This is a genomic window from Buttiauxella sp. BIGb0471, from assembly GCF_024807715.1.
Taxonomy (GTDB): domain Bacteria; phylum Pseudomonadota; class Gammaproteobacteria; order Enterobacterales; family Enterobacteriaceae; genus Buttiauxella; species Buttiauxella agrestis.
Map to the genome: position 1 here is coordinate 548,367 of NZ_JANUEU010000003.1, position 13,881 is coordinate 562,247.

9 protein-coding genes are annotated in these 13,881 nt (G+C 52.5%); 7 read left to right on the plus strand and 2 right to left on the minus strand.

The features are described from left to right. The first annotated feature begins 95 nt into the window (after nucleotides 1–95). From potE to ridA, 4 genes are all read left to right on the plus strand, one after another. Nucleotides 96–1,418 (plus strand): putrescine-ornithine antiporter, encoded by a 1,323-nt coding sequence (gene potE, locus M2371_RS13270; RefSeq protein WP_172893136.1) that lies wholly within the window; start codon nucleotides 96–98, stop codon nucleotides 1,416–1,418. Nucleotides 1,419–1,700: 282 nt separating this feature from the next. Beyond that, the gene (pyrB, locus tag M2371_RS13275; RefSeq protein WP_034498775.1) at nucleotides 1,701–2,633 is read left to right on the plus strand and encodes an aspartate carbamoyltransferase; all 933 of its coding nucleotides are present in this window, start codon (nucleotides 1,701–1,703) and stop codon (nucleotides 2,631–2,633) included. Nucleotides 2,634–2,650: 17 nt separating this feature from the next. Then, nucleotides 2,651–3,112, plus strand: a complete 462-nt coding sequence (pyrI, locus tag M2371_RS13280; protein WP_034498777.1) for an aspartate carbamoyltransferase regulatory subunit — start codon at nucleotides 2,651–2,653, stop codon at nucleotides 3,110–3,112. A gap of 67 nt (nucleotides 3,113–3,179) precedes the next feature. Further along, entirely contained in the window at nucleotides 3,180–3,569 is a 390-nt protein-coding gene (gene ridA, locus M2371_RS13285) for a 2-iminobutanoate/2-iminopropanoate deaminase (protein WP_034498778.1), read from the plus strand. A gap of 55 nt (nucleotides 3,570–3,624) precedes the next feature. Here the strand turns inward: ridA and M2371_RS13290 are convergent, their stop codons facing one another. Together M2371_RS13290 and mgtA are read right to left on the minus strand one after the other, a co-directional pair. Beyond that, nucleotides 3,625–6,018: a beta-N-acetylhexosaminidase gene (locus M2371_RS13290; RefSeq protein WP_259267929.1), complete on the minus strand. Its 2,394-nt coding sequence runs from the start codon at nucleotides 6,016–6,018 to the stop codon at nucleotides 3,625–3,627. Between the two features lie 250 nt (nucleotides 6,019–6,268). Then, nucleotides 6,269–8,983 (minus strand): magnesium-translocating P-type ATPase, encoded by a 2,715-nt coding sequence (gene mgtA, locus M2371_RS13295; protein ID WP_404979391.1) that lies wholly within the window; start codon nucleotides 8,981–8,983, stop codon nucleotides 6,269–6,271. Nucleotides 8,984–9,366: 383 nt separating this feature from the next. On the opposite strand from mgtA, the gene treR reads away from it, so the two are divergent. The 3 genes from treR (at nucleotide 9,367) to treC (ending at nucleotide 13,648) form a co-directional block, all read left to right on the plus strand. Next, a complete protein-coding gene (gene treR / locus M2371_RS13300) occupies nucleotides 9,367–10,314 on the plus strand; it encodes a trehalose operon repressor TreR (protein ID WP_034498782.1) in 948 nt (315 codons plus the stop codon). A 126-nt stretch (nucleotides 10,315–10,440) separates the two neighbouring features. Beyond that, nucleotides 10,441–11,859, plus strand: a complete 1,419-nt coding sequence (gene treB / locus M2371_RS13305) for a PTS trehalose transporter subunit IIBC (protein WP_172893132.1) — start codon at nucleotides 10,441–10,443, stop codon at nucleotides 11,857–11,859. A gap of 130 nt (nucleotides 11,860–11,989) precedes the next feature. Continuing rightward, a complete protein-coding gene (gene treC / locus M2371_RS13310) occupies nucleotides 11,990–13,648 on the plus strand; it encodes an alpha,alpha-phosphotrehalase (RefSeq protein WP_259267930.1) in 1,659 nt (552 codons plus the stop codon). Nucleotides 13,649–13,881 lie beyond the last annotated feature (233 nt).

The window sequence follows — 13,881 nt, forward strand, 5'->3', positions numbered from 1 at the left end:
TACTGGCAAAAATTGATTCTTCCATAAAAAAGAAACAGCGAAGAAGTGTGACGTTTCCGGTTCTTCGCTACTCAAGTTTATACAAGGAACAGATTATGAGTACGTCTAAGGCAAACAACAAAATGGGCGTCGTTCAGCTCACGATTTTAACCGCGGTAAACATGATGGGTTCAGGGATCATCATGCTGCCGACCAAATTAGCGGAAGTGGGCACGCTGTCGATTATTTCATGGTTAGTGACCGCTTTGGGTTCGATGGCACTGGCTTACGCGTTCGCGAAATGCGGGATGTTTAGTCGTAAATCAGGCGGGATGGGCGGCTACGCAGAGTATGCCTTTGGCAAATCTGGCAACTTTATGGCGAACTACACCTACGGGGTTTCGCTGCTGATTGCCAACGTCGCGATTGCTATCTCAGCCGTGGGTTACGGCACCGAATTACTGGATGCGACCTTATCCCCAATCGGGATTTGTGTCGCCACAATCGGGGTGTTGTGGCTCGCCACGGCGGCAAACTTTGGCGGCGCACGCATTACCGGACGTATCAGCGGCGTCACCGTCTGGGGCGTCATTATTCCGGTGCTGGGGATTTCAGTCATCGGCTGGTTCTGGTTTAGCCCGACGTTGTATATGGAGTCCTGGAACCCGCACCACCTTCCTGTTTTTGAAGCAGTCGGTTCTTCTATCGCCATGACGCTGTGGGCATTCTTAGGTTTGGAATCTGCCTGCGCAAATACTGATGTGGTGGAAAATCCTGAGCGTAATGTGCCTATCGCGGTACTCGGCGGCACGTTGGGCGCGGCGGTTGTCTACATTATTTCTACCAACGTGATTGCCGGTATCGTGCCAAACATGGACCTGGCCAATTCAACCGCACCGTTTGGTTTAGCCTTTGCGCAGATGTTCACACCTGGCGTAGGTAAAATCATCATGGCGTTGATGATTATGTCTTGCGTCGGTTCGCTGTTGGGCTGGCAGTTCACCATCGCTCAAGTGTTTAAATCCTCTGCTGACGAGGGCTATTTCCCTAAAGTTTTCTCCAAACTGACCAAAGCCGATGCGCCTGTAAAAGGCATGATTGTTATCGTGCTTATCCAGACCGGGCTGTCGTTAATGACCATTAGTCCATCGCTGAATAAACAGTTCAACGTGCTGGTTAACCTGGCGGTAGTCACCAATATTATCCCTTACATCCTGTCGATGGCGGCGTTGGTGATTATCCAGAAAGTAGCCAATGTGGCACCGAACAAAGCGCGCATTGCCAATATCTTCGCGTTCATTGGTGCGATGTATAGCTTCTACGCCCTGTATTCATCTGGTGAAGAAGCGATGATGTACGGTGCCATCGTGACGTTCCTCGGCTGGACGTTGTATGGCCTGATTTCACCGCGTTTTGAACTGCGCAATAAGAATGCCTGATAGCAACGCCTTCGGCGGGATTGATTGCGGATAAGTATTCACAGCAACCGATTGCTAAGAGGTAAAAACTGTGAATTATTCGCTTGAAGTGTCCTCTTACATGCGTATAATGCGCCACAATTTGCCGGAGGAAACATGGTCCAGTGTGTTCAAAAAAATGCCACACAACGTCGTCTGAAAGACGGCGCTAACCTGTTTTTCTTTCCGTTGCTTCAATCAATTCCAAAGGCCCCTCATTGAGGGGCTTTTTTTTTGCCCGACGCCCGAGAGCAGGAGATAAACATGGCTAACCCCCTATATCAGAAACATATCATTTCCATAAACGATCTCAGTCGTGAAGAACTTGAACTGGTGTTGTCTACTGCGGCAAAACTGAAAGCGAATCCGCAACCTGAATTACTCAAACACATCGTTGTTGCCAGCTGTTTCTTTGAAGCATCAACGCGCACGCGCCTCTCTTTTGAAACCGCCATTCATCGCCTGGGGGCGTCGGTGGTCGGGTTCTCGGACAGCAGCAATACTTCGCTGGGCAAAAAAGGCGAAACCCTGGCCGATACTATTTCGGTTATCAGCACGTATGTTGATGCCATTGTGATGCGCCATCCGCAAGAAGGTGCCGCCCGTCTGGCGACGGAATTCTCAGGCAATGTACCTGTGCTCAATGCGGGTGACGGCGCGAACCAGCACCCAACACAAACGCTGCTGGATTTGTTCACCATTCAGGAAACGCAGGGTCGCCTGGAAAACCTGAATATCGCCATGGTCGGCGACCTGAAATATGGCCGCACCGTGCATTCCCTGGCGCAGGCGCTGGCGAAATTCGAAGGCAACCGCTTCTACTTTATCGCACCAAATGCGCTGGCGATGCCGAAGTACATTCTCGATATGCTGGACGAAAAAGGCATCGAGTGGAGCTGCCATGAAGCCATCGACGATGTGGTCGGTGAACTGGATATTCTGTACATGACTCGCGTGCAGAAAGAGCGCCTGGACCCGTCGGAATATGCCAACGTAAAAGCTCAGTTTGTGCTGCGCGCCGCAGATTTGGTGGATGCCCGCACCAACATGAAAGTACTGCACCCGCTGCCACGCGTTGATGAAATCACAACCGACGTTGATAAAACCCCACACGCCTGGTATTTCCAACAGGCAGGCAACGGTATTTATGCCCGCCAGGCTCTGCTGGCGTTAGTTTTGCAACCTGAACTGGTTTGAGTGAGAGGAAGATTAAGATGACACACGACAACAAATTACAAGTTGAAGCGATTAAACGCGGCACCGTTATCGACCATATTCCTGCGCAGGTTGGTTTTAAATTGCTGACGCTGTTCCAGTTGACGGAAACCGACCAGCGCATCACCATCGGCCTGAACCTGCCTTCACGCGAGCAAGGCCGTAAAGACCTGATTAAAATAGAAAATACCTTCCTGACTGATGAGCAAGTCAACCAGCTGGCGCTGTATGCCCCGCACGCCACGGTAAACCGTATTGATGAATATGAAGTGGTGGGTAAAAGCAAACCGAGCCTGCCTTCGCGCATCGATAAAGTTCTGGTTTGCCCGAATACCAACTGCATCAGCAGAAGTGAACCGGTTCATTCTTCATTTGCAGTGAAAAAGCGCGACGAGAACATTAGCCTCAAATGTAAATATTGTGAGAAGGAGTTCTCACATTACGTTGTGCTGGCAGATTAATCATTGCTGCTTAAGCTCTCGGCCCTATAATGGACGCGAGCTTTATCACTTCTCATAAGGAATGAAAATGTCTTCTCGTACCATCAGCACCGAAAACGCACCTGCAGCAATCGGCCCATATGTTCAGGGCGTTGATCTTGGCAGCATGATTATCACTTCTGGTCAGATTCCTGTTGACCCGAAAACGGGCAGCGTGCCAGAAGATGTGGCAGCACAAGCGCGCCAGTCTCTGGAAAACGTGCAGGCGATTGTTGAAGCCGCTGGCCTGAAAGTAGGCGATATCGTTAAAACGACCGTTTTCGTGAAAGATCTGAACGACTTCGCGACCGTGAATGCGACCTACGAAGCTTTCTTTAACGAGCATAAAGCCACCTTCCCTGCGCGTTCTTGCGTGGAAGTTGCCCGCCTGCCAAAAGATGTGAAGATTGAAATCGAAGCGATTGCCATCCGCCGCTAACGATTGAGCTTTTGAAGCATCAATGAAAAGGCCGCAATTGCGGCCTTTAAAATAATTATGGTTTCACACTCGCCCGCAACAATTTCTGCAATGGATACACTGCCGCGATCACCACTTCATCTTGCGTTTGTGCCGCATCGTCGAGCTGTTTTTGAATTCCCTGAACTTCGTCAGCGCTCAGGTTTCCCTGTTTAGCCACCAAATCCGTTAGGCGCAGCCCAATTCCCGCCAGCTTATCGACGTTTTCCGCCACCGGTTTTAACGCCTTGAGCTGATAATTACCGTTGATTAACTCCAGCACATCCGGTGTATTACTCTGCCAGCGCGCAAAAGTGTGGCGCAGCGAATCCGCGCTGTTGCCATCTTCCGGGTCAGCAATCAGTTTATCGACCCACGTATCCATGGCTCGCACCTGGTTGCTTTCGGCACCCAGCGCATCGGCAAAGCGGTTGAGTGGCTCGAAGTGATGGTAGTTTCCAGCCTGGAATTTCAAGTGTTGGCGCGTGTAATACTGCGCCGGTTCTACCGCCTGAGCGAGTATTTGCAACGGCATAATCTCCGTCGAACCTGCCAGACGCGTCATTTGTTGCGCTGCCGCAGCATGTTGTTCCAGGCCGACGGAAACCGTCGACCAGGCGTCTATCGCCTGCAAGCGCTGGTACATGTTGTCGATGTCTTTGACATCTTCTGCCGACCACAAACGCTCGGCAACCGCAAACGTACGCGGCCACAGTTTGATATCCAGCAGCGGCGATGCAACGTTTTCAGCCCACAGAGCCGCTTCGCCGCCGATAATATTGTTCATTTGTTCAGGCGTCGGCACCACCGGCTGGATGCCATCCGGCACAGCATCAAGCTTCTGCCCGGTAGCTGGGTAGCGGACGTTACCCACCAGCAAATAACCGCTCAGTTTGTCCTTATCCAGTGTTAAAACGGGGCGCGTTTCACCCATCCAGGTGTCGACGGTAAACGTCACCTGCGTTGGGCTTAACCACTCAATATCACGCACCGCACGGCGGGATTTTCCTTTGAAATCGATAAATCCGCGCCAGGTTGTTTTACCATTCACCAGCGTAAAACTTCCTTCCACAGCACTGCCTTTCAGGCGCGGCATACTGAAGAACCAGCTTTGCGCGCTATCGGCTTCCGCAATTTCATCAACGCCATTCAGCCCTTGCGGCAGGACTTCGTTGCGATAGTGGTAAGCGGTAGATTGCGGTTGATCCAGATAGAAACCTGTCGAGAGGATGCCTTTGTAACCGTTAGCTGCAACGGCACCCAGCGCATCCTGACCCTGCCAGGATTGGATCAAAATGCTTTTTGGCAGGTCGGGATGGTAGATCTCATCCCAGCCCATCATCTGACGATGATGTTTTTCGAGGAGCTTCTCCAGGCGTTGGTTGAAGTAGGTCTGTAAGGCGTGGGTATCCGCCAGATTATGCTGCTTCATAAATGCCTGGATTTCTGCCGATTTTTGCCAGTGCTCATCGTCCACTTCATCGCCCCCGATGTGCAAATAGCTGTCAGGGAAAATCGCGGTGAGTTCACCAATCAAGGTATCGACAAATTTATAGGCCGCATCGTTGGTCGGGTTGAGTAACGGTTTTAACACGCCCCAATGGCGCTCCATTTGGTATGGCCCCGGCGCACTCATCAACTCAGGATAGGCCACCGCAATCGCCGAGGCATGTCCCGGCAAGTCCATTTCCGGTACGACGCGGATGCCGAGCGAAGCCGCATAGCGCACCACTTCTTTCATCTGCGCCTGAGTGTAAAAGTCACCATCGCTGGCCAGTTGCTGCAATTTTGGGTACGCAGTGGAAGCAAAACGCCAGCCCTGGTCGTCTGTTAAATGCCAGTGCAACACGTTCATTTTGGCCGCCGCCATGCCATCTAACTGGCGCAAAATATCTTTAATCGGCATGAAGTGGCGGGCAGAGTCGATAAGCAAACCGCGCCACGGGAAACGAGGCTGATCTTTGATTGCGACAAACGGAATGGCGGTATTATCAGGCCCGTTCTGAATGAGCTGTAAGAGGGTTTCCATGCCGCGCATCGCGCCAAAGCGCGTGTTTGCCGTGAGCTTCACACCGTCAGCCGTGACGCTAAGTTCATAGCTTTCATCGCTGTCGAGTTTAGGTAAGGGAGCAACAGCTTTTTTGATTTGAATATCAATGATGGGTTTTGCAGGATTGGCCTGCGCGGGTTGTAACTGCCAGCCCGTTTGCTGGGAGATTCTCTGCCGCCAACGATCAATAGCACCTGGCAGCTTGTCACCGCTTATTTTTATGGAAATGGCATTATCAATTTGCAGCGAGCCTTCCGCAGCCGGACGATTCACTTCTTGCGGCCAGGGCATTAACGGTAAGTCGCCAGCCGGTGCAGCCCAAGCCTGACACGTTGCCGCGATGCAACCTGCCAGCAGGCTCAAACGAATGGATTTAAACATGAATATTCCTTTAACAGTGACGGGCCAGAAAAAAGCAAAAACAATCTGGTAACACGTGTAGAAATATTCATCAAGATTATGGGCGGGAAACGCGGGATGCAGATCACATCCCGCTGATTTTTACTCTACCCATTAGCATTCGAGTTGCAGCCAGGCGGCCAGGACGAGAACCCCAGGAGCTTACTTGAGTAAGTGACTGGGGTGAGCGTCTGCAGCCAACGCCGCTGCAGCTTGAAGGATGATGGGTATATTACTGCCAGCCGTAACGACGGCTGTAGAACCCTTTCACACACTGAGTCAGCGTCATGTATCCGGCAAGGATCGCAATCAGCCATGGGAAGTAGCTCAGCGGCAGCGCCTGAAGTTGCAGATAACTTGCCAGCGGCGAGAACGGCAGGCCAATCCCAACCACCATCACGACCAGGGTCATGATCATCAACGGCCACGCAGCACGGCTCTGAATGAACGGGATGCGACGGGTACGAATCATATGCACAATTAATGTCTGCGACAGTAACCCCACCACGAACCAGCCAGACTGGAACAGGGTTTGTGCTTCCGGCACGTTAGCCTTGAACACCCACCACATCACGCAGAACGTCAGGATATCGAAGATGGAGCTTATCGGCCCGAAGAACACCATAAAGCGGCCTAAATCCGCCGGGTTCCAGCGCTGCGGTTTTTTGATTTGCTCGTCATCGACGTTATCGAACGGAATCGCCACCTGGGAGACATCGTACAGCAGGTTCTGAATCAGTAAGTGTAACGGCAGCATCGGCAAGAACGGCAGGAAGGCGCTGGCCACCAGCACGCTGAACACGTTACCGAAGTTAGAACTGGCGGTCATTTTGATGTATTTGAGCATGTTGGCGAAGGTTCTGCGCCCTTCAATCACACCCTGCTCCAGCACCATCAGGCTTTTTTCCAGCAGGATGATATCTGCGGCCTCACGCGCAATATCCACCGCGCCATCCACGGAAATCCCAATGTCTGCGGCACGCAATGCCGGGGCGTCGTTAATGCCATCACCCATGAATCCAACCACATGACCTTCGCCACGCAGCAGGCGCACGATGCGTTCTTTGTGCATTGGCGTCAGGCGGGCAAACAGCGTAGTGCGCAGAGCCAGTTCCGCAAGCTGGTCATCAGGCATGTTTTCGATTTCGCTGCCTGTCACCAACTCGCCCACCTCCAGACCCACTTCGCGGCACACTTTCGCGGCCACCAGCTCGCTGTCTCCGGTGAGAATTTTCACCGTGATACCACTTTCTTTCAGCGCTTTAAGAGCCGGAGCGGTGGTTTCTTTTGGTGGATCGAGGAACGCAATATAGCCTTCAAGGATCAGATCCGATTCATCCACGCGGCCATAATCTTCGCAACGCGCGGGTAAGAATTTGGTCGCAACGGCCACCACACGCAAACCCTGGCGATTCAGATCGTCAGTCACACGGCGAATACGCGCCAGCAAGGATTCGCTGAGCGGCACGATCTCGTCGCCGTAACGAACCTGGGAGCAAACGTTCAGGATCTCCTGCAATGCGCCTTTGCAGATCAACTGATGCACTTCCGGCTGTTCGGAGACTACTACCGACATGCGGCGACGTTCAAAGTCGAACGGGATCTCATCCACTTTCTGCCAGCGGGCGGCAGCATTACGCGCATGATCCTCGTCAACACCTTCCAGCACCGCGACATCCAGCAGGTTTTTCAGGCCCGTCTGGTAATGGCTGTTCAGCCAGGCGGTATGCAGAACATGGTTGCTGACCGCACCGAGAATATCGGTGTGAGTTTCCAGAACAATACGATCCTGGGTCAGCGTGCCGGTTTTGTCGGTGCAAAGGATATCCATCGCCCCGAAGTTTTGGATCGCGTCGAGGTGCTTGACGATCACTTTTTGCTTAGAGAGTTTCACCGCGCCGCGAGCCAGCGTCGAAGTGACGATCATCGGCAGCATTTCAGGTGTTAAACCCACCGCCACAGAGAGCGAGAACAGCGCCGCTTCCCACCAGTCGCCTTTGGTGAAGCCGTTAATCAGCAGCACGACAGGCGTCATCACCAGCATGAAGCGGATGAGTACCCAGCTCACACGGCTGATGCCTTTCTGGAATGCATTCGGTTCGCTTTCTTGCTGGGTGACGCGCCCGGCCAGTTGCCCAAACCAGGTATTGCCACCTGTTGAGATGATCATCGCGAGCGCCGTGCCGCTCACCACGTTGGTGCCCATAAAGCACAGCGTGTCGCATTCCAGCGGGTTGTTATGCGACAGATCGCGGCTGACCGCGACTTTTTCTACCGGTAAGGATTCGCCAGTGAGCGAAGCCTGGCCGACGAAAAGATCGCGTGCCTGGATGACGCGCAGATCCGCCGGGATCATGTCGCCTGCCGCCAGTTTGACGATATCGCCCGGCACCAGTTGGTCGAGTGGGATTTCGATAAACTCGTTTTCACCGTTTTCATTGACGACACGCAGCACGGTCGCGGTGTTGCTGACCATTGCTTTTAGCGTGTCCGCCGCTTTGGTGGAACGCGCTTCCTGAACAAAATTCAGCAAGGTGGCAATCACCACCATCAGTGCGATGACGCCTGCAGCAAACAAGTCTTCAGTGGAGTAGGAAACAATACCGAGGATTGTCAGCAAGATATTGAAAGGGTTGCGATAGCACAGCCACAAATGGACCCACCATGGCGACGCTTTTTGCGCCGGGATTTGGTTCAGGCCATGTTGCTCTAGCGCACGCTCAACTTCACGCGCATTCAGCCCTTCCGGGTGGCTCTGGAAATCGCGGTACAGTTGTTCTTCTGAGGCTCGCGCATATTTCAGGCAGGCTTCGCTTAATGAAGCCGGGACGTCCTGAGCATGAGCAACGGTATTGTCATCCGGCATCAGGTCGCGTTGGATCAAGCGACGTGGCAGGTGGCGGCTAAGTTGTGCAAACAACTGCCGGGTCAGATTTTTTAACAGCATAATAGTCCCTCGGCCCCACGTAATGCGGAGCCTGGTGACATGCAGGCGCGGCTAATCCTTGCCTTGCAGGCCAAATAATTTTTTCAGCAGGGATATCGTTGATTGATACAAGATAGATCTCTGCCTTACGCAATCCGGTAAGGCAGTCACTTCAAAGGCAGTTGCTTCAAAGAAGGGAGTCTTACCGGATTATTCCTGTCATTACAGGGCTTGGACTGGGATCAGGTTCCATGTCGCCTCCGGTTAAAAGAAAATGTCATTACACTAGTCGCGGGCATTCTACGCCTTCAAACCTAAACCTGACGTAAACCAGATTTTTTCCATTGTGGTATCGTGGGCAGACCTTACTCTATAAAAAACGATTGCAGGGAAGAACGATAACGATGCAAAGCCGCCTCACCATTAAAGACATCGCCCGTTTAAGCGGTGTCGGTAAATCGACTGTTTCTCGCGTGTTGAATAACGAAAGCGGCGTCAGCGCCCGCACGCGAGAACGCGTGGAAGCGGTGATGCAGCAAGAGGGCTTTTCACCTTCCCGCTCGGCGCGGGCGATGCGTGGGCAAAGTGACAAAGTCGTCGCCATTATCGTGACGCGTCTGGACTCGTTATCGGAAAACCTGGCGGTACAAACCATGCTGCCGTCGCTCTATGAGCAGGGTTACGACCCGATCATGATGGAAAGCCAGTTCGACCCGGAACTGGTTGAAGAGCATCTGGGTATGCTCAAGCGACGCAATATCGACGGCGTGATTCTGTTTGGTTTTACCGGCATCAATGAAAAAATGCTCGCCCCCTGGCAATCGACGCTGGTACTCATGGCGCGGGATGCCAAAGGATTTGCCTCGGTTTGTTATGACGACGAAGGGGCAATTAATATTTTGATGTCACGCCTTTATGAGCAGGGCCATCGCCACATCAGTTTCCTCGGCGTGCCCCATAGCGATGTGACAACTGGCTTGCGCCGCCATGAAGCATATCTCGCGTTTTGCAAACAACACCAACTGACGCCAAACGTGGCGCTACCGGGGTTGGCGATGAAACAAGGTTACGAACACGTCGCTGAAGTTTTGTTACCAGAAACCACCGCCCTGCTTTGCGCGACCGATACCCTCGCTCTGGGCGCCAGCAAATATCTCCAGGAACACCAACGCACCACGCTGCAACTGGCGAGCGTCGGGAATACGCCGCTGATGAAGTTCCTGCACCCGGAAATCATCACGGTCGATCCAGGTTATGCTGAGGCAGGTCGCCAGGCGGTTTTGCAGTTGATTGGGCAAGTCACGCAGGCTCGCGAGCTGCGCCAGATCGTTATCCCCAGTACTCTCCAGTAACACCCCTCACTTCAGGTTTATTGTGATCGTCGATTGATTTCGGGAACGTTCCCATTTTCGAGATGAAGATTAAAAGATAACCTTGCGGCAGATAAAAAACCTCACTCCTTACTCTGGGACCTCATCATGGCCAAAGTGAAACAACAGGATATTGATAAGCTGATAGAACTGGTCGGCGGGCGCGAGAATATTGCCACCGTCAGTCACTGCATCACTCGCTTACGGTTCGTATTAAACAATACTGCGATTGCGAAGCCGAAAGAGATTGAAGAGCTGCCGATGGTTAAGGGCTGCTTTACAAACGCCGGGCAGTTCCAGGTGGTGATTGGTCCGGAAGTGGGCGATTACTACAAGGCATTGATCGCCGCGACAGGCCATAGCACCGCAGATAAAGAGCAAGCGAAACTCGCTGCGCGCCAGAATATGAAGTGGCACGAGCAATTAATTTCACACTTCGCCGAGATCTTCTTCCCACTTCTACCTGCATTAATCAGCGGGGGTTTAATCCTCGGCTTCCGAAATGTGATTGGCGATTTGCCAATGAGCAACGGGCAGACACTGGCGCAAATGCACCCGTCCCTGCAATCGATTTACGACTTCTTATGGTTGATTGGCGAAGCTATTTTCTTCTATTTACCGGTCGGTATTTGCTGGTCAGCAGTGCGAAAAATGGGTGGGACACCTATCCTTGGTATTGTGCTTGGCGTCACGCTCGTGTCACCGCAGTTGATGAATGCCTATGAATTGGGTAGCAAAATTCCGGAAGTCTGGAACTTTGGCTGGTTCACCATCGAGAAAGTTGGCTACCAGGCGCAGGTGATTCCAGCATTGCTGGCGGGGCTGGCTCTGGGCTTTATTGAGACGCGTCTGAAACGCATCGTGCCAGATTACCTCTATCTTGTAATAGTGCCTGTGTGTTCGCTGATTCTGGCGGTGTTCCTGGCGCATGCGTTTATCGGCCCGTTTGGACGCTGGATTGGTGATGGCGTGGCCTTTGCGGTTCGCCATTTGATGACGGGAAGTTTTGCCCCTGTCGGCGCTGCACTGTTTGGCTTCCTGTACGCACCGCTGGTGATTACCGGTGTGCATCAGACAACACTCGCCATCGACATGCAGATGATTCAGAGCATGGGCGGAACGCCGGTGTGGCCATTGATTGCGCTGTCTAACATTGCGCAGGCATCCGCGGTTGTCGGCATCATTATTTGCAGCCGTAAGCATAACGAGCGTGAGATTTCAGTTCCGGCGGCGATTTCTGCCTACCTCGGTGTAACTGAACCGGCGATGTATGGCATCAACCTGAAATACCGCTTCCCGATGCTGTGCGCGATGGTTGGCTCAGGTCTGGCAGGCTTGCTGTGTGGCCTGAGCGGAGTGATGGCGAACGGGATTGGCGTGGGTGGCTTGCCGGGAATTTTGTCCATTCAGCCGCGCTATTGGGAAGTTTATTCCCTCGCCATTCTGATTGCAGTCGTGATTCCAATCGTGCTGACCAGTGTGATGTATAAGCGCAAATACCGTCAGGGCACGTTGTTAGTGGTTTAGTCGGTTCACAATCGGTGGTGGATGACGCTAGCGCTTATCCACCCTACAACGGCTTTTCGTAGGTCGGATAAGCGTTAGCGTCATCCGACAACAGAGGTCACATTGGCCTCACTGGTTTTAGGAATGATTTATGAATACAACTCCTCCCTGGTGGCAACATGGTGTCATCTACCAAATCTACCCGAAGAGTTTTCAGGACACGACTGGCAGCGGCACGGGCGATCTGATTGGCGTCATTAAGCGTCTGGACTACCTGAAGCTGCTGGGTGTTGATGCCATTTGGCTGACACCGTTTTATGTCTCACCGCAGGTGGATAACGGTTACGACGTGGCGAACTACTGCGCCATCGACCACACCTACGGCACGCTGGATGATTTCGATTTGTTAGTCGCCGGCGCCCACGAGCGCGGCATCCGCGTCATTCTGGATATGGTTTTTAACCATACGTCCACCCAGCACGCCTGGTTCCACGAAGCGCTGAACAAAGAAAGCCCCTTCCGCGAGTTTTATATCTGGCGCGACGGTACGCCTGATGTTCTGCCTAACAACTGGCGCTCTAAATTCGGTGGTAACGCCTGGCGTTGGCATGCAGAAAGTGGCCAGTATTACCTGCATTTATTTGCCCCAGAGCAGGCGGATCTCAACTGGGAAAACCCGCAGGTTCGCGCTGAATTGAAGAAGGTTTGCGAGTTCTGGGCCGATCGCGGCGTGGATGGATTACGCCTTGATGTGATTAACCTGGTTTCGAAAGATCAAGATTTCCCAAGTGATATTGAAGGCGGTGACGGGCGTCGTTTTTATACCGATGGGCCGCGTATTCACGAATATCTGCAAGAGCTGAGCCGCGACGTGTTTGTGCCACGCGAGCTGATGACGGTGGGCGAAATGTCGTCAACGACGCTCGATAACTGCCAGCAATATGCCGCGCTGAATAGCAATGAACTGTCGATGACGTTTAACTTCCATCACCTGAAAGTGGATTATCCCAACGGGCAAAAATGGGCGCTGGCGGCTCCGGATTACGTGGCGCTTAAAGCTATCTTCAGCCACTGGCAGCAAGGCATGCATAACGTGGCGTGGAATGCGTTGTTTTGGTGTAACCACGACCAGCCGCGCATTGTGTCGCGTTTTGGTGATGAAGGCGAACTGCGTGTTCCGGCGGCAAAAATGCTGGCGATGGTGCTGCACGGTATGCAGGGCACGCCGTACATTTATCAGGGCGAAGAGTTGGGGATGACCAATCCGCACTTCAAACGCATCATTGATTACCGTGATGTGGAAAGCCACAACATGTACGCAGAGCTACGCGCGCAAGGCCGTGACAGTGAAAACCTGTTGGCTATCCTTGCCAGTAAATCGCGTGATAACAGCCGCACGCCGATGCAGTGGAATGACGGCGAACACGCTGGATTCACTGACGGCACCCCGTGGATAAACCTGTGCGATAACTATCAAACCATCAATGCCAAAGCAGCCGTTGATGACCCGGACTCTGTATTTTATGCCTATCAGAAACTGATTACGCTGCGTAAAGCGAATCCTGTTTTCACCTGGGGTAGCTATCAGGATTTACTGCCTGAGCATCCGTATTTATGGTGCTATCGCCGCGAATGGCAAGGCCAGACACTGGTGGTTGCGGCAAACCTCAGCCGTGAAAACCAATGGTGGGTGCCTGAAGCCTTAGAGGGTGACTGGGATGTGCTAATGAGTAATTACGCTGATGCGGCGGGCAAACCGGGTGAAATGAGTTTACGACCATTTGAAGCGGTTTATTGGTTGCAAGGTTAAACTTCCCTCAATTTCTCCCTCTTATTTGAGGGAGATCTCTTCCCCATAATTTTAAGATTTCTTCTTGTTGCCCATCCTTCCTGCTACGCCCGATTTACCTTGTCCTGCATCAATAAAATCGCAAACTTGTTTGATGCAAATCACTACATATAGACCTTAAAATGCACCCCGCCCCTACATCTTGTATTAATCGACTATTATAGCAACAAGAGCCACAGCCACTTCTGGGGATT

Excerpts from the sequence above, each read along its gene's own strand:
- treC (WP_259267930.1), top strand. The coding sequence starts at position 11,990 with ATGAATACAACTCCTCCCTGGTGGCAACATGGTGTCATCTACCAAATC.
- pyrI (WP_034498777.1), top strand. The coding sequence starts at position 2,651 with ATGACACACGACAACAAATTACAAGTTGAAGCGATTAAACGCGGCACC.
- pyrB (WP_034498775.1), top strand. The coding sequence starts at position 1,701 with ATGGCTAACCCCCTATATCAGAAACATATCATTTCCATAAACGATCTC.
- ridA (WP_034498778.1), top strand. The coding sequence starts at position 3,180 with ATGTCTTCTCGTACCATCAGCACCGAAAACGCACCTGCAGCAATCGGC.
- potE (WP_172893136.1), top strand. The coding sequence starts at position 96 with ATGAGTACGTCTAAGGCAAACAACAAAATGGGCGTCGTTCAGCTCACG.
- treR (WP_034498782.1), top strand. The coding sequence starts at position 9,367 with ATGCAAAGCCGCCTCACCATTAAAGACATCGCCCGTTTAAGCGGTGTC.
- treB (WP_172893132.1), top strand. The coding sequence starts at position 10,441 with ATGGCCAAAGTGAAACAACAGGATATTGATAAGCTGATAGAACTGGTC.
- mgtA (WP_404979391.1), bottom strand. The coding sequence starts at position 8,983 with ATGCTGTTAAAAAATCTGACCCGGCAGTTGTTTGCACAACTTAGCCGC.
- M2371_RS13290 (WP_259267929.1), bottom strand. The coding sequence starts at position 6,018 with ATGTTTAAATCCATTCGTTTGAGCCTGCTGGCAGGTTGCATCGCGGCA.